Origin of the sequence: Bradyrhizobium sp. cf659 (assembly GCF_900113725.1) — a bacterium.
Classification (GTDB): Bacteria; Pseudomonadota; Alphaproteobacteria; order Rhizobiales; family Xanthobacteraceae; genus Bradyrhizobium.
The window spans coordinates 1,195,896-1,219,883 of the sequence record NZ_FOQJ01000001.1 but is presented as its reverse complement, the minus strand read 5'-3'; the positions used below and the strand labels follow the sequence as shown (position 1 = coordinate 1,219,883).

Below are 23,988 nucleotides of genomic sequence, written 5' to 3'. Positions count from 1 at the left end.
CCATGGCTGTTTCGCTCGCAGACAACGATGACGACGACGACTTCTCGGAAACGCATGACATCAACGTCACGCCGTTCATCGACGTCATCCTGGTGCTGCTGATCATCTTCATGGTCGCAGCTCCGCTCTCGACGGTCGATCTGCCGATCGATTTGCCGACGTCGAGCTCGACGCCGCAGAAGAAGCCGGACAAGCCGACCTATCTCAGCATCAAGCGCGATCTGGGGCTTGCCATCGGCGAGGATTCCGTCCACCGGGCCGATTTGATTGCGACCCTCGACGGCATGCCCGACATGAGCAAGGACAAGTACGTCTTCCTGCGTGCCGATCGCTCCGTGCCCTATGGCGAGTTGATGGGCGTCATGGAGCTGCTGCGCTCCGGCGGTTACACGCGGGTGAAACTGGTTACGCTTGAGGGGCCTCCCATGGCGGCGGGAGCACCTGCGGCGGGCGCTGCACAGCCTTAGAGGTTGGCCAAGGAACTGCTATGTCTGACGTCGAACTCGAACCCAGACCAGCCAGAAGGCTTTGGATTTTGGCGGCGGTCGCGGCGCTCGCGCTCCATTTGGGCGGGGCCGCGCTCGCGCTCGCAAACTTGCGGGCGGACGATGGCGACGAGGGATTGGGCGCTGCGGGGGCCGAGTTCGCGGTCGAGATGACTTCGCCGCCGGTTCAGGAGTCCGACAGGGCGCCAGGGCCTACGGACTCCGAGGAGCAGGAAGAGCGCCCGGCGCTGCCCGAGCAAAAGGCCGAGCTGAAGGAGACGGAGCTTCCCCAGGATCGGCCGCAACAGGCCGAGGATCCCGATCGCCTCGTCAGCGAAAACAAGGCGAAGAAGGAGCAGGACGACGATCCGAAGGTGGCCGCCGTTGAAACGCCGGCCATGGAGGCATCGCAGAAGTCGATTGCGATGGACCGGCAAACCTTTGAAGACGCCACGCGCGAGGCCGAGAAGGCCATGGCGCCGGTTCTCGGCATCGGCAAGGACCTCCTGAAGCTGACGGCCGATTGGAACCGCAAGATCAGCGCGCACCTTGCGGCGCACAAGGTCAATCCGGAGGGCAAGGAGCCCAGCAACCAGGTTGCAAAGGTGAGTTTCGCGCTCAATCGACGAGGAAACGTGGTTTCGGTCGACGTCGTGGAGTCGTCCGGAGATGCGGCTTACGATGCCGCTGCGATCTCCATGGTCCACAAATCCGATCCATTCCCGGTACCGCCTACCGAGCTGATCGAGGATCGATTCGAACGCACCGTCGAGATCAAGTTCAAGCCGCCGGAAGAGAAGAAAAAGAAGAAGACGGCTCAGCGCCAGTAGAGCCGGATACCGACATAGACGACCACCAGGCAGGCGAAGATCAGCGCCACCGGAAGGGGCCGTTTCTGGGTTCCACCGAATGTCGCCGCCCCGAAGGCGGCAGCCTTCTTCGGCTTCGGGGCCGGGCGGCGGAAAGCGGTAACATTGTCCGCCGCCGGCTCTGCCGGGCGGGGGCGGACGTCGGGCGGGGCTCCCGCGCCCCCCATCTCGGCATAGTAGGCCCTGTAGATCGCGCCGATGGTGGCCTCTGTGGCCTCGCCCTCGCTCATCTGCGCCAGCAGGTTCTTGTAGCTCGCGAGGAACTCCTGGGCTTCCGGAGGCAGCGCTGATGAGCCGTTGAGCTTGGCCATCATCTTCCAGGTGGCAAAATCGGCGCGGGCTCGGGTGTCGGCGCGTCGCGCGATCAGCATATCGGCAGCTTTGACCAAGTCGGCCTCTGGCCCTTCGGCTTGTGTTCGGGTGTCGCTGTTCAACTACGCGTTGCCGGTCAGGAAGAGAACAGCCTGAATCACATAACCGGTCAACGTTCGCAGTATTGCTGAAATAACATCAAGATTTAGACCGAACTGCGAGCCCGCAAGCGGCAGCAGGATCAACAGGCCGATCAGGATCAGCATACCGAACGGCTCGAGCCGGGCCAGCGGCAGGGCGAGCGGCCGCGGCAGCAGCCCGACCGCGACCCGTCCGCCGTCGAGCGGCGGGATCGGCATCATGTTGAACACCGCCAAAACCGCGTTGATGAGGATCGCGTTCTTGAGGTTGTCGACGATCCAGTGCGCCGAACTGGCGGGGACCCAGGGCAGGGCGTGGACGGCGAGGGCCGCGGCGAGCGCCAGCAGGATGTTGGTGGCGGGCCCGGCAAGGGCCACCCAGACCATGTCGAGCCTGGGGTTGTTGAGGTTGCGAAAATTCACCGGCACCGGCTTGGCATAGCCGAACAGGAACGGCGAATGCGCAAACAGCAGCATGGCCGGCAGGATCAGGGTACCGAAGGGGTCGATGTGGCGGATCGGGTTGAAGCTGACGCGGCCGAGCTGCCAGGCCGTGTTGTCGCCAAGCCGATGCGCGACGAAGGCGTGCGCGGCCTCGTGGAAGGTGATGGCGAGCACGAGCGGCAACACCCACACCGACAGGTCATAGAAAGAAATGTTCACGGCTCGTCCGTCCCGGTTGTGCCTGCGGCCTTGCAGCCGTCCGGCCAAACCGGCGGTACAGCGACGCTTCCCCTGAACATAGGGTGGCCGATTCTGAAATGCCACGCTGCGAATGACCGGCGAGGCCCGCAGCCGCCGCGCCGGCACAAATTCAGGTCGGGATCGTCCCCTGATATTGCACCAGACCGTCATCGAGCTTCACCCAGGCGAGCTTCTCGCTTACCCAGATGTGCTCGGTCGGCGTGAAGGCGTTGCGGTCGTCGAAGGTGGCGAGTGCTACACCGGCCAGCGTGCCGTTGCGCCGCCAGGCGAACAGCCGCGTGCCGCAGCGCTTGCAGAACACGCGGTCGATGTTTTCGGACGACGCATAGCGCTCGGTCTCGCCCTCGACGGTCAGCGCGCGCTGGTCGAACTGCGCGCGAGCAAAATAGGGCGAGCCCATCGCCTTCTGGCACAAGCGGCAATGGCAGATGCGGACGTTGAGCGGCTCGCCCTCCGCCTTGAACCGCACCGCGCCGCACAGGCATCCACCTTCCCGGATCATGACTGCCTCAATAGGTTGCCCGGCCGCCGGAGATATCGAACACGGCGCCGGTCGAGAACGCGCAGTCCTCGGATGCGAGCCAGCTCACCATCGCGGCAAGCTCTTCCACCAGCACGAAGCGACCCTTCGGGATTTTCGACAGCATGAAGTCGATATGCTGCTGCGTCATCTGGTCGAAGATCGCGGTCTTCGCGGCCGCCGGCGTCACCGCATTGACGAGGATGTCATGCGCAGCGAGCTCCTTGCCGAGCGATTTCGTCAGCGCGATCAGGCCGGCCTTGGACGCCGAATAGTGCGAGGCGTTGGGATTGCCTTCCTTGCCGGCGATGGAGGCAATGTTCACGATGCGCCCATATTTTTGCTTGAGCATCGCGGGCACGATCGCCTTGCAGCAGATGAAGGGGCCGTCGAGGTTGATGCGCAGCACCTTGCGCCATTCCTCGAGGTCGGTCTCCCACACCGGCTTGTTGACGCCGGCGATGCCGGCATTGTTGACCAGGATGTCGATCTTGCCGAAGGCGGCCAGCGTCGCATCGCGCGCCTGCTCGACACCCGCGGTGTCGGCGACGTCGACCTTGAAGACCTTGGTCTCGCCACCGATCTCCTTGGCCGTCTTCTCGGCCAGTGTGGCGTCGAAATCCCAGATCGCGACCTTGGCGCCGGAGGCGGCGAAGCGCTGAACGATGGCACGGCCAAAGCCCTGCGCGCCGCCGGTGACGACGGCGATGCGGCCGTTGAGATCGATCTTGTTCATCGACAAATCCCTCTATCTATCCCTCATGGTGAGGAGCGCGCACTTGGCGCGCGTCTCGAACCATGAAGCCCGTGGCCCATCCCTCGAGACGGCGCTGTCGCGCCTCCTCGGGATGAGGAGTGATCAGAGCATGTAGCCGCCGTCGACGACGAGGTCGACGCCGGTGGTGAACGCGCTCTCGTCGCTGCCGAGATAGACCGCCATGGACGCGATTTCGTCGGCGGTGCCGAGCCGGCCCATCTTCTGGCGCGAGATGAACATTTCCTTGCCCTGCGGCCCTTGTGCGGCGGCGCGGTCGAGCATCGAGGGCGTCTCGACGGTACCGGGGCAGATGCTGTTGCAGCGGATGCCCTTGGTGATGAAGTCGAGCGCCACCGCGCGCGTCAGCAGCGATACCGCGGCCTTCGATGAGCTGTAGACATAGCGGTTGGCGGGCGGCCGCAGCGCGGCGCAGGACGAGATGTTGACGATGCTGCCGCCACCGCCCGCGAGCATGTCCGGCAGGAAGGCCCTGATGGTCCGGTGCATCGACTTGACGTTGAGGTCGAACGAGAAATCAAAATCCTCTTCCGAACATTCCAGGATGGTGCCGTGGTGCACGAAGCCCGCCGCATTGAGCAGGATGTCGATCTTGCCGACGCGCTTGGCAAAGGCATTGACGTCGGCGGTATTGCGGACGTCGAGCTTGGCGGTTTCGGCGATGCCTTCCTTGCTCAAGCCCGCGATGCCGGCCTCGTTGATGTCGGTGGCGATGACGGTTGCGCCTTCACGCGCGAATGCGATGGCACATGCGCGCCCGATGCCTGCTGCCGCAGCCGTGATGACGGCGCGCTTTCCCTTGAGGCGGTCTGCCATTTTCTTGTTCTCCTCGGCTTGAAATGTCTATCGAGTCGTCATTGCGAGGAGCGCTTGCGACGAAGCAATCCAGGCTGTCTCCGCGGAGATATCTCTGGATTGCTTCGCTTCGCTCGCAATGACGATGTGGTTGTCAGTGATTGTCCCGCGCCACGCCAAACGCGCCGGCGACGTTCTGGTAGCGCGTGGCGAGCTCCATGCAGGCGCCGGTCGACTGCTGACCGACGGTGTTGCGGTAGATCTCCTGCCACGGCGTCTGGTTCGGCGGATGCTTGAAGCCGCCATTGGCCTTGAGCTCGGCGTGGCGCTTCTTCAGCTCATCGTCCGAGATCAGGATGTTGGCGCTGCCCTTGTTAAGGTCGATGCGGACCTTGTCGCCGGTCTTGAGGATCGCGAGGCCGCCATTGGCCGCGGCTTCGGGCGAGGCGTTGAGGATCGAGGGCGAGCCCGAGGTGCCCGACTGGCGGCCGTCGCCGATGCAGGGCAGGGAGTGGATGCCGCGTTTGATCAGGGCCGCCGGCGGCTGCATGTTCACGACCTCGGCGCCGCCGGGATAGCCGATCGGCCCGGTGCCGCGGATGAACAGCACGCAGCGTTCGTCGATGTCGAGCGAGGCATCGTCGATCCGCGCGTGATAATCCTCCGGCCCCTCGAACACGATGGCGCGGCCTTCGAAGGCGTTGAGGTCCTTGGGGTTGCTGAGATAGCGGTCGCGGAATTCCTTGGAGATCACGCTGGTCTTCATGATCGCGGAATCGAACAGATTGCCCTTCAGCACCAGGAAGCCGGCGTCCTTCACCAGCGGCTTGTCGTAGGCCCAGATCACGTCGTTGTCGGGGACCGGCGCGTTCTTGCAGTTCTCGCCGATGCCGCGGCCGTTGACGGTGACGGCGTCCTCATGGATGCGCTTGTGCTTCATCAATTCGCGCACCACGGCCGGCACGCCGCCGGCGCGGTGGAATTCCTCGCCGAGATAGAAGCCGGCCGGCTGCATGTTGACCAGCAGCGGCACGTCGTGGCCGACCTTCTGCCAGTCGTCGATCGAGAGCTCGACGCCGATGTGGCGGGCGAGCGCGTTGATGTGGATCGGCGCGTTGGTCGAGCCGCCGATCGCCGAATTGATCACGATGCAGTTCTCGAACGCCTTGCGGGTCAGGATGTCCGAAGGCTTGAGGTCCTCCCAGACCATCTCGACGATGCGTTTTCCGGTCTCGTAGGAGATCTGGCCGCGCTCGCGATAGGGGGCGGGGATCGCCGCACACCCCGGCAGCGAGAAGCCGAGCGCTTCGGCAAGGCCGTTCATGGTCGAGGCGGTGCCCATGGTGTTGCAATGGCCAACCGAGGGCGCCGAGGACGCCACGATCTCCATGAATTCTTCATAGTCGATCTCGCCGGCGGCGAGCCGCTCGCGCGACTTCCAGACGATGGTGCCGGAGCCGGTGCGCTCGCCGGCATGCCAGCCGTTCAGCATCGGCCCGCCCGACAGCACGATCGCGGGCAGGTTCACGGTCGCCGCCGCCATCATGCAGGCCGGCGTGGTCTTGTCGCAGCCGGTGGTCAGCACCACGCCGTCGAGCGGATAGCCATAGAGGATTTCGACGAGGCCGAGATAGGCAAGGTTACGGTCGAGCGCGGCGGTCGGGCGCTTGCCGGTCTCCTGGATCGGATGGGTCGGGAATTCCATCGCAATGCCGCCGGCCTCGCGGATGCCTTCGCGGACGCGGTGGGCGAGCTCGATATGGTGGCGGTTGCAGGGGGAGAGGTCGTTGCCGGTCTGGGCGATGCCGATGATCGGCTTGCCGGACTGCAGCTCGGCGCGGGTGAGGCCGTAGTTCAAATAGCGCTCCATATAGAGCGCAGTCATGCCCGGATTGTGCGGGTTGTTGAACCATTCCTGCGAGCGAAGGTGGCGGCGGGCGCCGTTACCGGCGGGCGCCTGCCCATTGGTTGGTTTTTTTGTCATTGGGTTCTCCTGCAATGCAAACGCACTGGCGTCGGTCTTGGGGTGTCGGCTTGTGCGATGCCCAGCGGCGCGAGCGATGATCTGCCTTCCCGCTGGCGGGGCGTTTCCTCACAAATCCGATACTAGTCATGGCTACTTGGTAACGCTACCATTTTGTTCGCCGTGCCCGCACCCGATGCGGCCGGCCTGCTGTCCGAACGCCGCGCCGACGAGCTCTGCCGCTCGATGACCTTGAAGCCGAGATCGAGCACCGGCTGCTCCGGGCGCCGTCCGTCGATCGCCTCGATCAGCATGGTGGCGGCCGTCTTGCCCATCTCGTAGCGGTTGGTGCGCACGCTGGTGAGGGTGGGGACGGCGGAGGCCATGAATTCGAGGTCGTTGAAGCCGACGATGGCGACCTGCTCGGGGACGCCGATGTCGCGGCGCCGGCATTCGAACAGCACGCCGAGCGCGAGGTCGTCGTTGGCGCAGAACACAGCATCGAGGTCGGGCTCGCGTGCCAGGAGGTCGGTGAACAGGGCGCCGCCGAGCGTCACGGACGTCGGCGTGGCGGTCGTGACGACGAGGCGTTGCTCGAACAGGGAGGCGTCCTTCATGGCCGAGACATAGCCGTCCAGCCGCCGCTGCACCCGCGGGTCCATGCGCGCGCCGACGAATCCGATCTTGTGGTGACCTTGCGCGAACAGGTGGGCAATCGCCGCGCGCGCTGCCTCATAGTGGGAAAAGCCGATCATCATGTCGACCGGATTGGGTCCGATCTCCATGATCTGCACGATCGGGCAGTCGGCCGCCTCCAGCATCGCGTGCGATTCCGCGGTCTGGTCGATGCCGGTGACGATCAGCCCGGCCGGCTTCTGCGCAAGGAAAAGGCGCAGCAGCTTCTCCTCCTGGAGGATGCTGTAGCGGGTGTTGGACAGCTGGATCGAGTAACGGCTGCCTTCGGAGGCGTCATAGATGCCGCGCAGCACGTCGGAAAACACGTTGTTGGTCAGTGACGGAATCAAGACGCCGATCACCTCGGTGCGTTGCGAGGCGAGCGCGCGTGCCGCCAGGTTCGGCACGTAGCCGAGCTCCTTGGCCGCGCTCTCGACCCGCGTCCGCTTGGCGACCGAGAGCGCCTCGGGATTACGGAAGAAGCGGGACGCCGTGATCGGGCTGACGCCGGCAAGCTCGGCGACTTCCGCCAGCCGGATTTTGCCTGACTTGGTGCGTTTTCGACCCATTGCTGCTCTTAACACAGTCATTGTCGCAAACAAAGGAACGTTGACAGCGCTACCAGCAACGACTAACCAAAGACAAATTGCCAAAACCGCACAAACTGCCGACAATGTCGCCTGTTAAGACCGGGCTTCGTTCGGCGAAGTTCAGAAAAAACAAGACGGTCGCGGCGCGAGGCGCCGTGGACTTTCGAGGAGGGAGCTAGATGTCGTCTGTGCAAATCCGCGACGTGCGGAAATCGTTCGGCAATTTTGAAGTCCTGCACGGCGTCTCGATTCCGATCGAGGACGGCCAGTTCGTGGTCCTGGTTGGTCCCTCCGGCTGCGGCAAGTCGACGCTCCTGCGCATGCTCGCAGGCCTCGAGAACATCACCTCCGGCACGATCTCGATCGGCGACCGCGTCGTCAACAATGTCCAGCCCAAGGAGCGGGACATTGCGATGGTGTTCCAGAACTACGCGCTCTATCCGCATATGACCGTCGGCGAGAACATGGGCTTCTCGCTGAAGCTGCGGAACGCGAGCTCCGACGAGATCAACAAGCGCGTCAAGCGCGCCGCCGAGATCCTCGCGCTGTCGCCGCTGCTCGAGCGCTATCCGCGCCAGCTCTCCGGCGGTCAGCGCCAGCGCGTCGCCATGGGCCGCGCCATCGTGCGCGATCCGCAGGTCTTCCTGTTCGACGAGCCCTTGTCGAACCTCGACGCCAAGCTGCGCGTCGCCATGCGCACCGAGATCAAGGAGCTGCACCAGCGGCTCAAGACCACGACCGTCTACGTGACCCACGACCAGATCGAGGCCATGACCATGGCCGACAAGATCGTCGTCATGCATGACGGCATCGTCGAGCAGATGGGCACGCCGCTCGAGCTCTACGACAAGCCCGAAAACCAGTTCGTCGCCGGCTTCATCGGCTCGCCGGCCATGAACTTCCTGAAGGGGCATGTGCGCGTCAACGGCGCTGCGACCTTCGAAGGGCCGAACGGCGTCAAGCTGCCGCTCAGGAACGCGCCGGCGGGGTCCGACGGCCGTCCCGTGGTCTTTGGTGTCCGGCCCGAGCATTTCACCATCGCCGACGACGGCGCTGAGGCCGAGATCGTCGTGGTCGAGCCGACCGGCTCGGAAACCCAAGTCTTCGCCAAGCTCGGCGGCGAGCAGGTCGTCGCCGTCTTCCGCGAGCGTCACCAGTTCAACCCGGGCGACAAGGTCCGGCTGAGGCCCGATCCGTCGGTGGTTCACCTGTTCGACGAGGCGACGGGGAAACGGCTCAATGCGTAATGCGAGCTGAATAAAGCAGACTGCAAAAGACTACAAAAAAGCATCACAGGGAGGACGACATGCAAGACTTCACCCGTCGGGCACTGCTTCAAGGCGGAACGGCGCTGGCTGCCACCGGCGCACTGACCGGGCCGGCACTGTTCGACTTCGCAAGGGCTTGGGCGGCGGACGCGCCGTGGAAAGCCGAGCCGGGCGCCAAGCTGACGGTGATGCGCTGGAAGCGTTTCGTGCCGCAGGAAGACGAAGCATTCAACACCATGGTCGCGGCGTTCAAGACTGCGACCGGCACCGAGATGAACGTGTTCAGCGAGTCCTTCGAGGACGTGCAGCCGAAGGCATCGGTTGCCGCCAACACCGGCTCGGGTCTCGATCTGGCCTGGGGCCTGCACACGCTGCCGCAGCTGTTCCCCACCAAGGTCCTCAAGATGAACGACGTCGCCGATTATCTCGGCAAGAAGTACGGCGGATGGACCGATGCGGCAGCCAAGACCTGCAAGCTCGGTGACGACTGGTTGGGAATCCCGGTTGCGACCAACGGCGGCTACATGACGTACCGCAAGTCGGCGACGGACAAGGCGGGCTTCAAGGAATTCCCGAAGGACTTCCCCGGCTTCCTCGAGATGTGCAAGGCGCTGAAGGCAAACAACACGCCGGCCGGCTTTGCCCTCGGCCATGCCAGCGGCGACGGCAACTCATGGCTGCACTGGGTCCTCTGGGGCCACGGCGCCTACACGGTCGACCAGAGCGACAAGGTCATCATCAATTCGCCGGAGACGGCGAAGGCGCTGGAGTATTGCAAGGCGCTTTACGAGACCTTCATCCCGGGCACGCCGTCGTGGAACGATTCCTCCAACAACAAGGCGTACCTGGCTGGCGAGCTCTATTGTACGGCCAACGGCATCTCGATCTACGTGGGGGCCAAGACCGATCCGACCAAGAAGGAGCTGACTGAGGACACCTATCACGCCCTGTGGCCGGTGGGTCCGATCGGCAAGCCGACCGAATTGCAGCTTGCGCTGCCCATCCTCGCGTTCAACTTCACCAAATATCCGAACGCAGCGAAGGCCTTCATCGCCTTCATGCTGGAGAAGGAGAACTACGAGAAGTGGTTGAGCGGTGCGCAAGGCTATCTGACGCAGACCTTGAACGCCTATGAAACGGCGCCGGTCTGGACTGCGGATCCCAAGAACGCCGTGTTTGCGCAGGCGTCCAAGCGCACGTTGCCGGCCTCGGGCATCGGCACCGTGGGCGAGAAGGCGGCAACCGCAATCGCCGACTTCATCGTCGTCGACATGTTCGCCAATTATTGCACCGGCACCAAGGACGTGAAGGGCTCAATGGCGGAAGCCGAGCGTCAGTTGAAGCGCATCTATCGTTAGCCGTCGCGGAGTGGGTGGTCTCGCCGGCCACCCACTCATCAACACTCCGATCAGGGATCCGAGCATGGCCGATATCGCAGTTGCTCCCCGCGCCAAGCCGCAGATTCAAGGCGCCTGGGACCAGCTCAAACACAACCGCAACTGGCTCGGCTTCTGGTTCATGGTGCCGGCCATGGCGTTCCTGATCTTCTTCCTGGCCTATCCGCTCGGGCTCGGTATCTGGCTGTCCTTCACCGATACCCGCATCGGCCGCGTCGGGCACTTCATCGGCACCGAGAACTACGAATGGCTCTGGGACGATTCCATCTTCTGGCTGTCGGTGTTCAACACGCTGCTCTACACCTTCGTCGCCAGCGCCGTTAAATTCGCGGTCGGGCTCTATCTCGCGCTGCTCCTGAACGAACACATGCCGTTCAAGGCGCTGCTGCGCGCAGCCGTACTGATCCCCTTCATCGTGCCCACGGTGCTCTCCGCGCTGGCGTTCTGGTGGATATTCGACTCTCAGTTTTCCATCATCTCATGGTCGTTGCGGCATCTCGGGTTGATCAGCCAGAACATCAATTTCCTCGGGGATACCACCTGGGCGAGGATCTGCGTTATCTTCGCCAATATCTGGCGCGGAGTGCCGTTCGTGGCGATCACGCTGCTCGCCGGCCTGCAGACGGTATCGCCCTCGCTCTATGAAGCCGCGACTCTGGACGGCGCCACGCGCTGGCAGAATTTCCGCTTCATTACCTATCCGCTGCTGACGCCGATCATTGCAGTGGTGATGACTTTCTCGGTGCTGTTCACCTTCACCGACTTCCAGCTGATCTGGGCGATGACGCGCGGCGGCCCGGTCAATGCGACCCACCTGATGGCGACGCTGTCCTATCAGCGCGCGATCATCGCGGGACAGCTCGGCGAGGGCGCCGCGATCTCGAGCGCCATGATTCCGTTCCTGCTCGCCGCGATCATGGTCTCCTGGTTCGGCCTGCAGCGTCGCAAGTGGCAACAGGGAGAAAGCAATGACTGATCTTCCTGCCTCGAAAGTCGATCTCAAGTCCGTGCTATCGGCGCCGACGCGCGCCGATCACAGCGAGGGCATGAGCTATCTCCAGTCCGTGCCGCGACGCATGGTGACGCTCTATCTGCCGCTCGCGATCATCGTCGTGGTCCTGCTGTTCCCGTTCTACTGGATGGCGCTGACCTCGGTGAAGCCGGACGAGCAGCTGCTCGATCTCGACAGGTTCAATCCGTTCTGGACCTGGAATCCGACCTTCAAGCACTTCTACAAGCTGTTGTTCGAGAGCTACTATCCGTATTGGCTCTGGAACACGATGTACGTGGCGATCTGCGCCACGGTGCTCTCGATCATCGCATCGGTGTTTGCGGCCTACGCCATCGTGCGGTTGCGTTACAAGGGCGCGAATCTCGTCGGGGGCCTGATCTTCCTTGCCTATCTCGTGCCGCCTTCGATCCTGTTCATTCCGCTCGCCACCGTCGTCTATCAGTACGGCCTTTTCGACTCGCCGCTGGCGCTGATCTTGACCTATCCGACGATCCTGATCCCGTTCTCGACCTGGCTGTTGATGGGCTATTTCAAGACCATCCCCTTCGAGCTCGAGGAATGCGCGCTGATCGACGGAGCGAGCCGCTGGCAGATCCTGATCAAGATCGTCGTGCCGCTCGCAATCCCCGGCCTGATCTCGGCCTTCATCTTCTGCTTTACCCTGTGCTGGAACGAGTTCATCTACGCGCTGACCTTCCTCCAGTCGACCAGCAACAAGACGGTGCCGGTCGCGATCGTCAACGAGTTCGTGGATGGTGACATCTACCGCTGGGGTTCGCTGATGGCGGGGGCGCTGGCAGGCTCGCTGCCGCTCGTCATCCTTTACGCCTTCTTCGTGGAGCATTATGTGTCGGCGATGACCGGCGCCGTGAAGGAATGATCGCGGGGCTTGCCGAGGGCGCGCCAGGAGCGGCGCGTTCCGGCCAATAAGAAGGAGTAGGCTCTTGCACATTCTGGTTCTGGGCGCCGCCGGCATGGTCGGCCGCAAATTCTGTGAACGGCTGTTGCGCGACGGCCGGCTCGGCAAGAGCGAGATCACCAAGCTGACCATGCACGACGTGGTCGAGCCCAAGAAGCCGGAGAAGGCCGGTTTTCCGGTCGAGACGGTGTCGGGCGATTTCGCCGTGCCGGGCGCGGCCGAAAAGCTGATCGCCGGACGCCCGGACGCGATCTTCCATCTCGCCGCGATCGTCTCGGGCGAGGCCGAACTCGATTTCGACAAGGGCTACCGCATCAATCTCGACGGCACGCGAATGCTGCTCGACGCCATCCGGCTCGTCGGCGGCGGCTACAAGCCGCGCGTGGTGTTCACGTCCTCGATCGCGGTGTTCGGTGCCCCGTTCCCGGACGCCATCGGCGACGAGTTCTTCCACACCCCGCTGCTCAGCTACGGCACCCAGAAGGCGATCGGCGAGCTGCTGCTGGCCGACTATTCCCGCCGCGGCTTCCTCGACGGCATCGGCATCCGCCTGCCGACCATCTGCATCCGGCCCGGTCTGCCCAACAAGGCGGCATCGGGCTTCTTCTCCAACATCCTGCGTGAGCCGCTGGCCGGCAAGGAAGCGGTCCTGCCGGTGTCCGAGGACGTCCGCCACTGGCACGCCACGCCGCGTTCGGCCGTCGGCTTCCTGCTGCATGCCGGCACCATGGACCTCGCCACCGTCGGCCCGCGCCGTAACCTGACCATGCCCGGCCTGTCGGCAACCGTCGGCGAGCAGATTGCCGCCTTGAAGCGCGTTGCCGGCGAAAAGGTCGCCGCCCGCATCAAGCGGGAGCCCGATCCCTTCATCGTCGGCATCGTCGGCGGCTGGCCGCGCAACTTCAACGCAAAGCGGTCGCTCGAGCTCGGCTTCACCACCGCCGAGAGGAGTTTCGACGATATCATCCGCATTCACATCGAAGACGAGCTCGGCGGCAATTTCGTCGCCTGACGCAATCGATGAACAGCGTGGATCTGGTGATGGCGAGCGTTGCTTGCATCGGCGAATGCATGGTCGAGCTCCGGCAGGCCCAGGGAGGACACTCCGCGGGACAATCTGCCGCACAGTCCGCCGGGCAGGGCGGCGGTCTCTACTCGCGCGGCTTCGGCGGTGACACCCTCAACACCGCGGTCTATCTGGCGCGGCTCGAGGTCAAGGTCGATTACCTCACCGCGCTCGGCGACGATGCCTTGAGCGATGAGATGATCGCGGCCTGGACCGCGGAGGGCGTCGGCACGAGGCGCGTCGTGCGGTTGCCGGGCAAGCTGCCCGGCCTCTACATGATCCAGACCGACGCGAAGGGCGAGCGCCAGTTCTTCCACTGGCGCGACAGTGCGGCCGCGCGCCAGCTGATGAGCCTGCCGGAGACGGACGAGCTGCTCAACTCGCTGATGAGCTACGACATCGTCTATCTCTCCGCGATCACGCTCTCGATCTACGACGCCCCCGGCCGCGAGCGCCTGTTCGCGGCGATCAAGCGCGCCCGCCTGCTCGGCACCCGCTTCGTGTTCGACACCAATTTTCGCGCACGGGGGTGGCCCGATCGCGATGTCGCCCGCGAGGCCTTTGCCGCGGCGTTTGCGACCGCCGACATCGTGCTGACCTCGACCGAGGATCTCCTCGCGCTCTATCCCGGCGAGAGCCACGACCAGCTGATGGCGCGCATTGCTTCCCCCGAGCTGGTGTTCCGGCTTGCCGAGCCCGTCAGCCTGCTGCGCTTTCCCGGCGGGACCAGCGAGGTCCGTGCCGAACCAATGACCAAGCCCGTCGTTGACACCACGGCCGCCGGCGACAGCTTTGCCGCGGCCTATATCGCTGCCCGGCTCGCCGGTTCCGAGCCGGTCGAGGCGGCCCAGGCCGGCCATCGCCTCGCCAGCCTCGTGATCTGCTATCCCGGCGCCATCATTCCGGGCTATGCCATGCCGCCGAAGAAGCGGCACCGGCCGGCGACCACGCGTCAGGCGACCAAGTGAAACGAAAGCCAAGATGACCACGACTGCCCAACAGAACCACCTCGTCGCACTGTTCAAGGCCGCGACCGTCATTCCCGTCCTCACCATCGAGCGTATCCAGGATGCCGTGCCGTTGGCGCAAGCGCTGGTCGCCGGCGGCATCCGCACTTTGGAGGTGACCCTGCGCACCTCCGTTGCGATCGAAGCAGCGAGGGCGATCATGGCCGAGGTGCCCGAGGCGGTCGTCGGCATCGGCACGATTCTCAATCCGGCGGACTTCACCCGTGTCGAGAAGCTCGGCGTCGCGTTCGGCATCAGCCCGGGCCTGACCCCCGATCTCCTCAAGGCGGCGGCCCATAGCTCCTTGCCGTTTGCGCCGGGCATTGCCACGGCGTCCGAACTGATGTTGGCGCTGTCCTACGGCCTCGACGTCGCAAAATTCTTCCCGGCCGAGCAGGCCGGCGGCATCAAGGGCCTGCGCGCGCTTGGCGGGCCGTTCCCGGGCGTACGGTTCTGCCCGACCGGCGGGGTCGGCGAGGCCAATGCCGCGACCTGGCTGGCCGAGCCAAATGTGGTGGCGGTCGGCGGCTCCTGGCTGTGCCCGACGGCGGAGATCAGGGCGGAGAACTGGGCCGGCATAACTGCCATCTGCCAGCGTACCCTCAAGGCCCTGAAAGGCGCGTGAAGTCTTGCCTTCCCTGGGCTAAGACTTAGCTCAGGGAAGAGATTCCAGGGAGAAAAGACCATGACCGCCAGCATCGTCGGATGGGCGCATACGCCGTTCGGCAAGTTCGACACCGAAACCGTGGAAAGCCTCGTGGTGCGGGTTGCCAACGAGGCGCTGGCGGACGCTGGCATTTCGGCCGGCGATGTCGACGAGATCGTGCTGGGCCATTTCAACGCCGGCTTCTCGCCGCAGGACTTTACCGCCTCGCTGGTCCTCCAGGCCGACCCGAAGCTGCGTTTCAAGCCGGCCACCCGCGTCGAGAACGCCTGTGCCACGGGCTCTGCCGCCGTGCACCAGGGCCTGCGCGCGATTGCCGCAGGCGCCGCCAAAATCGTGCTGGTTGTCGGCGTCGAGCAGATGACGCGGACGCCGGGGCCTGAGATCGGCAAGAACCTGCTCAAGGCGTCCTATCTGCCGGAGGACGGCGACACGGTCGGCGGCTTCGCCGGCGTATTCGGCAAGATCGCCAGCTCCTACTTCCAGAAATACGGCGACCAGTCCGATGCGCTGGCGCTGATCGCGGCCAAGAACCACAAGAACGGCGTCGCCAATCCCTTCGCCCAGATGCGCAAGGATTTTGGCTTCGAGTTCTGCCGCGCCGAGAGCGAGAAGAACCCTTACGTCGCCGGCCCCCTGAAGCGCACCGACTGCTCGCTGGTCTCCGACGGCGCCGCGGCGCTGGTGCTGGCCGATGCCGAGACCGCCAAGACCATGAGCAAGTCGATCGGCTTCCGCGCCACCGCGCACGCCCAGGACTTCCTGCCGATGTCCAAGCGCGACATCCTCCAGTTCGAGGGCTGCACGGTCGCCTGGCAGCGGGCGCTGGAGCAGGCGGGCGTCGCGCTCACCGATCTCTCCTTCGTCGAGACCCATGACTGCTTCACCGTCGCCGAGCTGATCGAATACGAAGCGATGGGCTTGACGCCGAAGGGGCAGGGTGCCCGCGCCATCAAGGAGGGCTGGACGCTCAAGGACGGCAAGCTGCCGGTCAATCCGTCCGGCGGGTTGAAGGCCAAGGGCCATCCGATCGGCGCCACCGGCGTCTCCATGCATGTGATGACCGCGATGCAGCTCGCAGGGCAAGCGCCCGAGGGCATGCAGCTCAAAAATGCAAAACTCGGCGGCATCTTCAACATGGGCGGCGCCGCGGTCGCCAACTACGTCTCCGTGCTGGAGCCGCTGAAGTAAGGCTGTAAGGTGGGCAAAGGCGCGATGCGCCGTGCCCACCTTCTTTCTTGCGCTAGATCATGGTGGGCTGGTCTGGTCTCCTTAAAGCTCTTGATTGATTTGCAGGGAATATATCATGAGCAATGCTTACGAAGACTCGCTGTCGATGGACGCACTCAACGATCGCATCGCGATCCTCGAGGACAATATCAGGCAGCTCATCGAGCAGGCCGCAGCCGCTTCCGGCGAGCAGAACGAGTCGCGCATCGCGGACCGGATCAGCCAGCAGAACGAAGAGCTCGACCGGCTCCTGAAGATCCGCGAATCCCGCGAGAAGAAATAGCGGCCGCGCCACCACGCATGCAGCCATACGCCGGCCGCCCTTGCGCGCTCGGCGTCACTGCCGTTAGCTGGACCGAAATTGCGGGCTGAGCCGATCCCGCGCAATCGGGAGCGAACGAATGGGGCCGCTGAAGGGCATCAAGGTCGTCGATATGACCACCGTGCTGATGGGGCCCTACGCGACCCAGATGCTCGGCGACTACGGTGCCGACGTGATCAAGGTGGAGTCGCTGGACGGCGACGTCACCCGCCTGATCGGCCCGATGCGCCACGCCGGCATGGGCCCGGTGTTTCTCAACACCAACCGCAGCAAGCGTTCGATCTGCCTCGATCTGAAGAAGGCTTCGGGGCGCGATGCCGTGCTGCGGCTGCTGAGGGATGCCGACGTTCTCGTCTACAACGTCCGCCCGCAGGCGATGGCGCGGCTTCAGCTCGGCTATGACGTCGTCTCCGCGATCAATCCGCGCCTCGTCTATGCCGGTGTGTTCGGCTTCGGCCAGAACGGGCCTTATGCCGCCAAACCCGCTTATGACGATCTGATCCAGGGCGCCACCGCGCTCCCCGCCTTGATGGCGCAGACCGGTGACGGCGTGCCGCGCTATGTGCCGAACGCGCTGGTCGACCGTATCGTCGGCCTCACCGCCGTCGGCGCGATCTGCGCCAGCCTCGTGCACCGCGACCGCACCGGGCGCGGCCAGCGCGTCGACATCCCGATGTTCGAGACCATGGCCGGATTCGTCATGGGCGACCACATGGGCGGGCTCACCTACGAGCCGCCGCTCGACAAGGGCGGCTATGCCCGCCACCTTTCGCGCGACCGCAGGCCCTACAAGACCTCGGACGGCTATCTCAGCGTCATCGTCTACAACGACAAGCAGTGGGAAAACTTCTTCAAGGCCACGGGCCGCGACGATCTGCGCGCCGACCCCAAATTCGCGACCTTCGCCGGCCGCGCCGGCAATATCGACGTCGTCTATGCCGAGCTCGCCCGCATCTTCGAGACGCGCACGACGGCCGAATGGATCGACCTGCTGACCAGGGCCGACGTGCCGGTCATGCCGATGCACGACCTCGCGTCGATGCTGCACGACGAGCATCTGGAGGCGACCAATTTCTTCCCGGTCGTGAACCATCCGACCGAAGGTCCGATCCGCAGCATGAAGGTGACGGCGAGCTGGTCGGAGACCGAGGCCGAGCCTATCAGGCTTGCGCCGCGTCTCAACGAGCACGGCGCGGAGATACTGAGGGAGATCGGCTATTCCGCGGACGAGGTCGCCGCCATGGTCCGTGACGGCGTGACGCGTTCGCCGCCGGAGTAGGGGAGGAAGCGATGGCGCAAACCCTCTCGTCCGTCATTCCGGGGCGCGACGAAGTCGCGAGCCCGGAATCCATAACCACCATCGGGAGTATGGATTCCGGGCTCGCGCCTAAAGAAGGCGCGCCCCGGAATGACGAGGAGGAGAGAGCATGAGCTTCATCACCGGCGTCGGCCTCACGCCTTTCGGCAAGCACGAAGGCTCATCCTCGCTCGACCTGATGAGCAGGGCCGCGCAAGCCGCGCTGGACGATGCCGGGCTCAAGCGCTCGGACATCGACGGCATCCTTTGCGGCTACTCCACCGTGTCGCCGCACATCATGCTGGCGACCGTCTTCGCCGAGCATTTCGGCATCCGCCCGAGCTACGCCCATGCCGTGCAGGTCGGCGGCGCCACGGGGTTGGCGATGACGATGCTTGCCCATCACCTCGTCGAAGCAGGCGTCGCACGCAACGTGCTCGTCGTCGCCGGCGAGAACCGCCTCACCGGACAGAGTCGCGATGCCTCGATCCAGGCGCTGGCGCAGGTCGGCCATCCCGATTACGAGGTGCCGCTGGGCCCGACCATTCCCGCCTATTACGGCCTCGTTGCCAACAGGTACATGCACGAACATGGCGTGACCGAAGAGGACCTTGCCGAATTCGCGGTGCTGATGCGCGCCCACGCCTGCACCCACCCTGGCGCGCAATTCCGCGATCCCATCACGGTTGCCGACGTCATGGCCTCTAAGCCGGTCGCGAGGCCGTTGAAACTGCTCGATTGCTGCCCGGTGTCGGACGGCGGCGCGGCCTTCGTCATCAGCCGCGAGCGGACGGGCGAGGCCGGTGTGCGCATCCGCGGCTGCGCCCAGGCCCACACCCATCAGCATGTCACGGCCGCGCCCGACTTGAGCGAGCTCGGCGCCGAGATCTCGATCGCGCGCGCCAGGGAGGCCACCGGCCTTGCGATCTCCGACGTGCGCTATGCCGCGATCTACGACAGTTTTACCATCACCCTCGCGATGCTGCTGGAAGACCTCGGCCTCGCCCGCCGCGGCGAGGCGGCTGGGCGCGTGCGCGCCGGCCATTTTGGCCGCGACGGGGCGATGCCGCTCAACACCCATGGCGGTCTGCTCAGCTACGGCCATTGCGGCGTCGGCGGTGCGATGGCGCATCTGGTCGAGGCGCATTTGCAGATGACGGAGCGGGCGGCGAATCGCCAGGTGCGCGATGCCTCGATCGCGCTCTTGCACGGCGACGGCGGCGTGCTGTCGTCCCATGTCAGCATGTTCCTGGAGCGGGTGCGATGAGTGAGCGAATCGCCGACTGGACCAAGGGCGAAGAGGCCATCACCTACCAGACCTGCACGTCATGCGGTCATGTGCAGTATTTCCATCGCGCCTTCTGCGCGGCCTGCGGTGCGTCCGGCCCGTCCGAGCAGCGCGCCAGCGGCAAGGGCAGGGTCTACGCGACCTCGCTGGTCTGCCGCGCCGCGACGCCCGAGACGCGCGCGCACGTGCCCTACAACATCCTGCTGGTCGATTGTGCCGAGGGTTTTCGCATGATGGCCCATGGCGAGAACGACCTCGCCATCGGCGACGAGGTCGATGCGAGCTTCAAGCCGTTCGCCGGAAAGCTCGTGCCGTTCTTCACCCGGAGCAAATAGCTGGATTTCGTCATTCGGGGGCGGTCCGAAAGACCGAGCCTGGAACGGGTATTCTGGGCCTGGCCTGTGCGAGGGCCACCCCGGAACGACGAAAACTCTTACAACTCTTACTAGCGCCCGTAGAACAAGATGCTGGCGATGACGAGCATCGCCGTCACCGCCAGCATATGCGCGAGCGCTCCCGAGGCCGCCCCCTTGGTGGCTTCCTTCATGCCTTTTCTCCCTAGACTTGGGCGTGACTCATCGTTGCGCGGCTAGCGCACCCGACGGCCAATTGTTTTTACTCGGAACACCCCTTGCGAGTATCCGCCGCGATTTGTCCCCACGCGGCGAATATCGACTGTGCCAAGGTCGATCAGCAATGCGGCGGCATTTTGACTCGAAAATGTTGCTCTTGCGGTCGCGCAGCACAGGGTTTGCGGAAACTTTACTCAATCGCGAAAAGTTTCACCGGGCCTTCTTGGGAGAATTCGCGGGAGATTTGGTCGTGGCCATCGATCTGGCATTCGAAGACTCCATCAGCGCATCCCTGATGTTGTTGAGGTGACGCGTCATGGCGAGGCTCGCCTTGCGCGGGTTCCTCGCTTGAACGGCTTCGAAGATGGCCTCGTGATCCCTGCGCCACATGGGGCGGTAATCCTCCATGCGCATATGGTTGTGAATCTCCTGCCAGATGCCGGACTCGGTTTGCGCGCGCCACAAGGAGTCGCTGATCGACACCAGCGCACCGTTCCCCGTCGCTTCGGCCAGCACCATGTGGAAGCGGTGGTCCGACGTGTCCGCCTCGCGTTCCTGCGCATGTTCCCAGCGCATCATGGCGAGCGCTTCGGCGAGCTGCGCGAAGGTGGCTTCGGTGCCGCGCTGCGCCGCGATCGCCGCGATCTGCGGCTCGATGAGCTGGCGCGCTTCCAGATTCTCGAACGGCCCGAAACCTTCGAGCACATGCACGTCAGGCGCTTCCTGACGACTGATCACATAGACGCCGCTGTTGCTGCGCACCTTCAGCATGCCGGCCATCGCCAGCGACAGGATGGCCTCGCGCACCGTCGGCCGCGACACGCCAAAGGTCTTCGCGAGATCGCGTTCCGCCGGCAGGCGCTGGCCGATCCGGTAACTCGCCTGGATCATCGCAGCAATGCGCCGGGCGACGATCTCGAAGCTGCGTTCAGGCTTGGACGGGGGATCGTGCAACATCTTCGTGCTCATCAGCTCTTTATTTGAGTTTGACAAGCTGCCGCACGAAAGCCAAGCTGGTCAGACCAATTTGGACTGACCAGTTTCGCGCGACCGGGGTTGGGAATGCTTCGTCGGTGGGACGATGGAGGCTGCGCGCGTGCTCGACAGCAAGCCCAATTCAGCCGAGGCGCGCGACATTGCGTTCCATCTGCACTCGCAGACCAACCCACAGCGTCACGCAGAAATCGGACCGCTGATCATGGCACGCGGCGAGGGCGTCCATGTCTATGACGCGAGCGGCAAGCGTTATCTGGAAGCGATGGCCGGGCTCTGGTGCACCTCGCTCGGCTTTTCCGAGAAGCGCCTCAAGGCCGCAGCGGCGGCGGCCTACGACAAGTTCGGCTTCTATCACAGCTTCAATCACAAGACGCCTGATAACACGATCGACCTCGCCGAGAAGCTGGTCGAAATCTCGCCGATCCCGGATGCGCAGGCCTATTTCGCCACCTCCGGCTCGGAAGCCACCGAGACAATGGCGAAGCTTGCCTGGGTGTATCACGCGGTTCATGGCAAGCCCGGGAAGCGCAAGATCATCGCCCGCGACCGCGGTTTTCACGGCTCGACGATCGTTGCGGCCTCGATGTGCGGCCTGCCGCGCATGCACCGTGAATTCGGCCTCCCTCTCGACGGTTTCCTGCACACGCATTGCCCGGATGCTTATCGCGGCACCAGGCCGGGCGAGAGCGAGGCGGCGTTCGTCGATCGCCTCGCCGCCGATCTCGAAGCGCTGATCATGGCCGAGGGACCTGATACGATCGCCGCCTTCATCGCCGAGCCGATCAACGCCGGCGGCGGCATCGTCGTGCCGCCGAAGGGCTATTTCGCCGAGATCGAGGCGGTGCTGCGCCGTCACGACATCCTGGTGCTTGGCGACGAGGTGGTCTGCGGTTTCGGCCGCACCGGCAACTGGTTCGGCTGCGAGACGGTCGGCATGAAGCCGGACATGGTGGCGCTCGCCAAGGGCATCACCTCGTCCTACTTCCCGATGTCAGCCGTGTTGCTGGGACGTCCGATCCGGGATGCGCTCAGCGAGATGAACAAGGGCGGCGAGCTGTTCGGCCACGGTTTCACCAATTCCGGGCACCCGGTCGGCGCGGCCATCGCGCTCGAGACATTGAAGATCTATCACGAGATGGATGTGGTCCCGCATGTCCGCCGCATGGGCGGCCGGCTCCGCGCCGGGCTGGAGCAGATCGCGCGGGATTCGCGCATCGTCGGCCAGGTGCGGGGCGAGGGATTGATGATCGGGGTCGAGCTCGTCGCCGACCCCGCGACGCGGCAGGCCTTCGACCCCGCGCTCAAGGTCGGCGCGATGTTCGACGCCCTCGCGATCGAGAATGGCCTGATCATCCGCGCGATGGGCGACACGATCGGGTTCTGTCCGCCGCTGATCATCGACGAAGCCGGGGTTGACGAGGCGCTCGACCTTTTCGGGCGGACCTTGTTCAGCGCCGAAGCGAAGCTTGCCGAGAAACGTCCATCTGCGTAACCCGTTGAGGAGACCATAGCATGCGCCGTCGAGACCTGCTCCGATCCACCCTGGGCGCCGGTCTCGGCGTCGCCTTGGGCTCGACTTTGCCGATGCCGCGGCTGGCCCGCGCGCAAGCCTCGCGCGTGCTGCGCTTCGTGCCGCAGGCCGATGCCGCAATTCTCGATCCGATGATCACCACCGGACTGGTCAACCGGAACCACGGCTTCCTGATCTGGGACACCCTCTACGGCGTCGATGAAAAATTCGAGGTTCAGCCGCAGATGGTCGCCGGCCATACCGTCGAGAACGACGGCAAGCTCTGGACGATGACGTTACGGGATGGCTTGAAATTCCATGACGGTGAGCCCGTGCGCGGACGCGACGTGGTGGCGAGCCTGAAACGATGGGCCTCGCGCGATGCTTTCGGCAATTCACTCTTCAATCTGGTCGACGAAGTCTCGGCGCCTGATGACAAGACCGTGCGATGGCGTCTCAAGTCGCCGTTTCCGCTGCTGCCGTTAGCGCTCGGCAAAGTGGGCGCCATCGTCGCCTTCATCATGCCGGAACGTCTTGCGCAGACGGACAGCGTCACGCCGGTCAAGGAGCTGATCGGCTCGGGTCCGTTCAAGTTCCAGGCCGATCAGCACGTGCCCGGCGCGCGTCTGGTCTACACGCGTTTCGACGGCTATGTGCCGCGCCCCGAGGGGACGCCGAGCCTGCTCGCCGGTCCGAAGATCGCGCATTTCGACCGGGTCGAGTGGCAGGTCATCCCGGACCCCGCGACGGCGGCGGCCGCACTTCAGCAGGGCGAGATCGACTGGTGGGATCAGCCCATCGTCGACTTGTTGCCGAAGCTGAAGGGCAACAAGGCGCTGAATGTCGAGCTGCTCGACCCGATCGGCAATGTCGGCGTGCTGCGTTTCAACCACACGCAGCCGCCCTTCGACAACCCGGCCATCCGCCGCGCGGTGCTCTCCGCCATCAGCCAGAAGGAATTCATGTCCGCGGTCGCGGGTGAGGACACCAGTCTCTGGCGGGACAAAATCGGCTTCTTCGCGCCCGGTGGCAACATGGCGAACGATGTCGGCATGGAAGCGCTGACCGGCCCCCGGGATATCGCCGACGCGGCCAAGGCGATCAAGGACGCCGGCTACAAGGGTGAGAAAGTGCTGCTGATGGCGCCGGGCGATTTCCCTGTCATCGGGCAGATGAGCGAAGTCGCGGCCGATCTGTTCCGCAAGCTCGGTTTCAATCTCGACTACGCGGCGATGGACTGGGGCTCGATGCTGCGGCGCATGGGCAACCGCGAGACGCCGGACAAGGGCGGATACAGCGCCTTCTGCACCTATTCCGCGGGTGTCACGCAGCTGAATCCTTCGGCGCATAACTTCATCCGCGGCAGCGGTGACAAGGCGACGTTCGGCTGGGCGAAGAGCGAGAAGCTGGAACAGCTGCGGGATGCCTGGTTCGCCGCTCCTGATGCCGCCGCGCAGGCCAGGATTGGCGTCGAGATGCAGAAGCAGTGCTTTATCGATGTTCCCTACGTTCCGCTTGGTGTCTTCTATCAGCCGACCGCTTACAAGAAGAGCCTGACGGGCATGCTCAAGGGCCTGCCGTTGTTCTGGAACGTGCGCGGCGCCTGAAGAA

General features: G+C 64.4%; 24 protein-coding genes. 16 read left to right on the top strand and 8 right to left on the bottom strand.

From position 1 onward, the window contains the following. Positions 1 to 2 precede the first annotated feature (2 nt). Positions 3 to 467, top strand: a complete 465-nt coding sequence (exbD, locus tag BM118_RS06085; RefSeq protein ID WP_092183134.1) for a TonB system transport protein ExbD — start codon at positions 3 to 5, stop codon at positions 465 to 467. 20 nt (positions 468 to 487) lie between these two features. After that, positions 488 to 1,315, top strand: a complete 828-nt coding sequence (locus BM118_RS06080; protein ID WP_092183132.1) for a TonB family protein — start codon at positions 488 to 490, stop codon at positions 1,313 to 1,315. Here the strand turns inward: BM118_RS06080 and BM118_RS06075 are convergent. From BM118_RS06075 to BM118_RS06045, 7 genes are all read right to left on the bottom strand, one after another. Beyond that, positions 1,303 to 1,725, bottom strand: coding sequence for a hypothetical protein (locus BM118_RS06075; protein WP_092184291.1), 423 nt, complete (start codon positions 1,723 to 1,725; stop codon positions 1,303 to 1,305). The genes BM118_RS06080 and BM118_RS06075 overlap by 13 nt on opposite strands. A 63-nt stretch (positions 1,726 to 1,788) precedes the next feature. Continuing rightward, positions 1,789 to 2,469, bottom strand: a complete 681-nt coding sequence (locus tag BM118_RS06070; RefSeq protein WP_092183130.1) for a site-2 protease family protein — start codon at positions 2,467 to 2,469, stop codon at positions 1,789 to 1,791. A 151-nt stretch (positions 2,470 to 2,620) separates the two neighbouring features. Further along, entirely contained in the window at positions 2,621 to 3,013 is a 393-nt protein-coding gene (locus tag BM118_RS06065; protein WP_092183128.1) for a GFA family protein, read from the bottom strand. A gap of 7 nt (positions 3,014 to 3,020) precedes the next feature. Continuing rightward, positions 3,021 to 3,767, bottom strand: coding sequence for an SDR family NAD(P)-dependent oxidoreductase (locus tag BM118_RS06060; RefSeq protein ID WP_092183126.1), 747 nt, complete (start codon positions 3,765 to 3,767; stop codon positions 3,021 to 3,023). A gap of 123 nt (positions 3,768 to 3,890) precedes the next feature. Further along, complete coding sequence (locus BM118_RS06055; RefSeq protein WP_092183124.1) at positions 3,891 to 4,622, bottom strand: SDR family oxidoreductase; 732 nt, start codon at positions 4,620 to 4,622, stop codon at positions 3,891 to 3,893. A 133-nt stretch (positions 4,623 to 4,755) separates the two neighbouring features. Beyond that, positions 4,756 to 6,585, bottom strand: coding sequence for an IlvD/Edd family dehydratase (locus tag BM118_RS06050; protein WP_092183122.1), 1,830 nt, complete (start codon positions 6,583 to 6,585; stop codon positions 4,756 to 4,758). A 122-nt stretch (positions 6,586 to 6,707) separates the two neighbouring features. Further along, complete coding sequence (locus BM118_RS06045; protein WP_177234048.1) at positions 6,708 to 7,808, bottom strand: HTH-type transcriptional regulator GntR; 1,101 nt, start codon at positions 7,806 to 7,808, stop codon at positions 6,708 to 6,710. A gap of 200 nt (positions 7,809 to 8,008) precedes the next feature. On the opposite strand from BM118_RS06045, the gene BM118_RS06040 reads away from it, so the two are divergent. From BM118_RS06040 to BM118_RS05985, 12 genes are all read left to right on the top strand, one after another. Next, positions 8,009 to 9,076 (top strand): ABC transporter ATP-binding protein, encoded by a 1,068-nt coding sequence (locus tag BM118_RS06040; RefSeq protein WP_092183118.1) that lies wholly within the window; start codon positions 8,009 to 8,011, stop codon positions 9,074 to 9,076. Positions 9,077 to 9,135: 59 nt separating this feature from the next. Beyond that, on the top strand, positions 9,136 to 10,455 hold the full coding sequence (locus BM118_RS06035; RefSeq protein ID WP_092183116.1) for an ABC transporter substrate-binding protein: 1,320 nt from the start codon (positions 9,136 to 9,138) through the stop codon (positions 10,453 to 10,455). A 64-nt stretch (positions 10,456 to 10,519) separates the two neighbouring features. Beyond that, positions 10,520 to 11,470 carry a carbohydrate ABC transporter permease gene (locus BM118_RS06030; RefSeq protein WP_027543148.1) on the top strand — a complete coding sequence of 317 codons (951 nt, stop codon included), beginning with the start codon at positions 10,520 to 10,522 and terminating at the stop codon, positions 11,468 to 11,470. Beyond that, positions 11,463 to 12,386 carry a carbohydrate ABC transporter permease gene (locus BM118_RS06025; RefSeq protein ID WP_092183114.1) on the top strand — a complete coding sequence of 308 codons (924 nt, stop codon included), beginning with the start codon at positions 11,463 to 11,465 and terminating at the stop codon, positions 12,384 to 12,386. The genes BM118_RS06030 and BM118_RS06025 overlap by 8 nt, the downstream gene beginning before the upstream one ends. Before the next feature lie 64 nt (positions 12,387 to 12,450). Beyond that, a complete protein-coding gene (denD, locus tag BM118_RS06020; RefSeq protein ID WP_092183112.1) occupies positions 12,451 to 13,437 on the top strand; it encodes a D-erythronate dehydrogenase in 987 nt (328 codons plus the stop codon). 29 nt (positions 13,438 to 13,466) lie between these two features. Next, positions 13,467 to 14,459, top strand: coding sequence for a sugar kinase (locus tag BM118_RS06015; RefSeq protein ID WP_177234136.1), 993 nt, complete (start codon positions 13,467 to 13,469; stop codon positions 14,457 to 14,459). A 13-nt stretch (positions 14,460 to 14,472) separates the two neighbouring features. After that, a complete protein-coding gene (gene eda, locus BM118_RS06010) occupies positions 14,473 to 15,123 on the top strand; it encodes a bifunctional 4-hydroxy-2-oxoglutarate aldolase/2-dehydro-3-deoxy-phosphogluconate aldolase (RefSeq protein WP_177234047.1) in 651 nt (216 codons plus the stop codon). Between the two features lie 60 nt (positions 15,124 to 15,183). After that, positions 15,184 to 16,353 (top strand): acetyl-CoA acetyltransferase, encoded by a 1,170-nt coding sequence (locus BM118_RS06005; protein WP_092183106.1) that lies wholly within the window; start codon positions 15,184 to 15,186, stop codon positions 16,351 to 16,353. A 115-nt stretch (positions 16,354 to 16,468) separates the two neighbouring features. Continuing rightward, positions 16,469 to 16,675, top strand: coding sequence for a hypothetical protein (locus BM118_RS06000; RefSeq protein WP_092183104.1), 207 nt, complete (start codon positions 16,469 to 16,471; stop codon positions 16,673 to 16,675). Between the two features lie 118 nt (positions 16,676 to 16,793). After that, positions 16,794 to 17,993, top strand: a complete 1,200-nt coding sequence (locus tag BM118_RS05995) for a CaiB/BaiF CoA transferase family protein (protein WP_092183102.1) — start codon at positions 16,794 to 16,796, stop codon at positions 17,991 to 17,993. A gap of 148 nt (positions 17,994 to 18,141) precedes the next feature. Then, positions 18,142 to 19,278, top strand: a complete 1,137-nt coding sequence (locus BM118_RS05990; RefSeq protein WP_092183100.1) for a thiolase family protein — start codon at positions 18,142 to 18,144, stop codon at positions 19,276 to 19,278. Beyond that, complete coding sequence (locus BM118_RS05985; protein ID WP_092183098.1) at positions 19,275 to 19,634, top strand: Zn-ribbon domain-containing OB-fold protein; 360 nt, start codon at positions 19,275 to 19,277, stop codon at positions 19,632 to 19,634. Before BM118_RS05990 ends, BM118_RS05985 begins: the two co-directional genes overlap by 4 nt. A gap of 447 nt (positions 19,635 to 20,081) precedes the next feature. On the opposite strand, the gene BM118_RS05980 is transcribed toward BM118_RS05985, so the two are convergent. Further along, the gene (locus BM118_RS05980) at positions 20,082 to 20,840 is read right to left on the bottom strand and encodes a FadR/GntR family transcriptional regulator (RefSeq protein WP_092183096.1); all 759 of its coding nucleotides are present in this window, start codon (positions 20,838 to 20,840) and stop codon (positions 20,082 to 20,084) included. Positions 20,841 to 20,967: 127 nt separating this feature from the next. Here BM118_RS05980 and BM118_RS05975 point away from each other — a divergent pair, with 127 nt between their 5' ends. Together BM118_RS05975 and BM118_RS05970 are read left to right on the top strand one after the other, a co-directional pair. Beyond that, positions 20,968 to 22,359, top strand: coding sequence for an aspartate aminotransferase family protein (locus BM118_RS05975; RefSeq protein ID WP_349527942.1), 1,392 nt, complete (start codon positions 20,968 to 20,970; stop codon positions 22,357 to 22,359). 20 nt (positions 22,360 to 22,379) lie between these two features. After that, the gene (locus BM118_RS05970; RefSeq protein ID WP_092183092.1) at positions 22,380 to 23,984 is read left to right on the top strand and encodes an ABC transporter substrate-binding protein; all 1,605 of its coding nucleotides are present in this window, start codon (positions 22,380 to 22,382) and stop codon (positions 23,982 to 23,984) included. The last annotated feature ends 4 nt before the right edge of the window (positions 23,985 to 23,988 follow it).

What these genes read in the sequence shown, in the direction of transcription:
- eda (WP_177234047.1), top strand. Translation starts at nt 14,473, where the DNA reads ATGACCACGACTGCCCAACAGAACCACCTCGTCGCACTGTTCAAGGCC.
- BM118_RS05990 (WP_092183100.1), top strand. Translation starts at nt 18,142, where the DNA reads ATGAGCTTCATCACCGGCGTCGGCCTCACGCCTTTCGGCAAGCACGAA.
- BM118_RS06065 (WP_092183128.1), bottom strand. Translation starts at nt 3,013, where the DNA reads ATGATCCGGGAAGGTGGATGCCTGTGCGGCGCGGTGCGGTTCAAGGCG.
- BM118_RS06025 (WP_092183114.1), top strand. Translation starts at nt 11,463, where the DNA reads ATGACTGATCTTCCTGCCTCGAAAGTCGATCTCAAGTCCGTGCTATCG.
- BM118_RS06005 (WP_092183106.1), top strand. Translation starts at nt 15,184, where the DNA reads ATGACCGCCAGCATCGTCGGATGGGCGCATACGCCGTTCGGCAAGTTC.
- BM118_RS05985 (WP_092183098.1), top strand. Translation starts at nt 19,275, where the DNA reads ATGAGTGAGCGAATCGCCGACTGGACCAAGGGCGAAGAGGCCATCACC.
- BM118_RS06075 (WP_092184291.1), bottom strand. Translation starts at nt 1,725, where the DNA reads ATGCTGATCGCGCGACGCGCCGACACCCGAGCCCGCGCCGATTTTGCC.
- BM118_RS06040 (WP_092183118.1), top strand. Translation starts at nt 8,009, where the DNA reads ATGTCGTCTGTGCAAATCCGCGACGTGCGGAAATCGTTCGGCAATTTT.
- BM118_RS06055 (WP_092183124.1), bottom strand. Translation starts at nt 4,622, where the DNA reads ATGGCAGACCGCCTCAAGGGAAAGCGCGCCGTCATCACGGCTGCGGCA.
- BM118_RS06015 (WP_177234136.1), top strand. Translation starts at nt 13,467, where the DNA reads ATGGCGAGCGTTGCTTGCATCGGCGAATGCATGGTCGAGCTCCGGCAG.
- BM118_RS06045 (WP_177234048.1), bottom strand. Translation starts at nt 7,808, where the DNA reads ATGGGTCGAAAACGCACCAAGTCAGGCAAAATCCGGCTGGCGGAAGTC.
- exbD (WP_092183134.1), top strand. Translation starts at nt 3, where the DNA reads ATGGCTGTTTCGCTCGCAGACAACGATGACGACGACGACTTCTCGGAA.
- BM118_RS06030 (WP_027543148.1), top strand. Translation starts at nt 10,520, where the DNA reads ATGGCCGATATCGCAGTTGCTCCCCGCGCCAAGCCGCAGATTCAAGGC.
- BM118_RS06000 (WP_092183104.1), top strand. Translation starts at nt 16,469, where the DNA reads ATGAGCAATGCTTACGAAGACTCGCTGTCGATGGACGCACTCAACGAT.
- BM118_RS05970 (WP_092183092.1), top strand. Translation starts at nt 22,380, where the DNA reads ATGCGCCGTCGAGACCTGCTCCGATCCACCCTGGGCGCCGGTCTCGGC.
- BM118_RS06060 (WP_092183126.1), bottom strand. Translation starts at nt 3,767, where the DNA reads ATGAACAAGATCGATCTCAACGGCCGCATCGCCGTCGTCACCGGCGGC.
- BM118_RS05995 (WP_092183102.1), top strand. Translation starts at nt 16,794, where the DNA reads ATGGGGCCGCTGAAGGGCATCAAGGTCGTCGATATGACCACCGTGCTG.
- BM118_RS06080 (WP_092183132.1), top strand. Translation starts at nt 488, where the DNA reads ATGTCTGACGTCGAACTCGAACCCAGACCAGCCAGAAGGCTTTGGATT.
- BM118_RS06035 (WP_092183116.1), top strand. Translation starts at nt 9,136, where the DNA reads ATGCAAGACTTCACCCGTCGGGCACTGCTTCAAGGCGGAACGGCGCTG.
- BM118_RS06050 (WP_092183122.1), bottom strand. Translation starts at nt 6,585, where the DNA reads ATGACAAAAAAACCAACCAATGGGCAGGCGCCCGCCGGTAACGGCGCC.
- BM118_RS05980 (WP_092183096.1), bottom strand. Translation starts at nt 20,840, where the DNA reads ATGAGCACGAAGATGTTGCACGATCCCCCGTCCAAGCCTGAACGCAGC.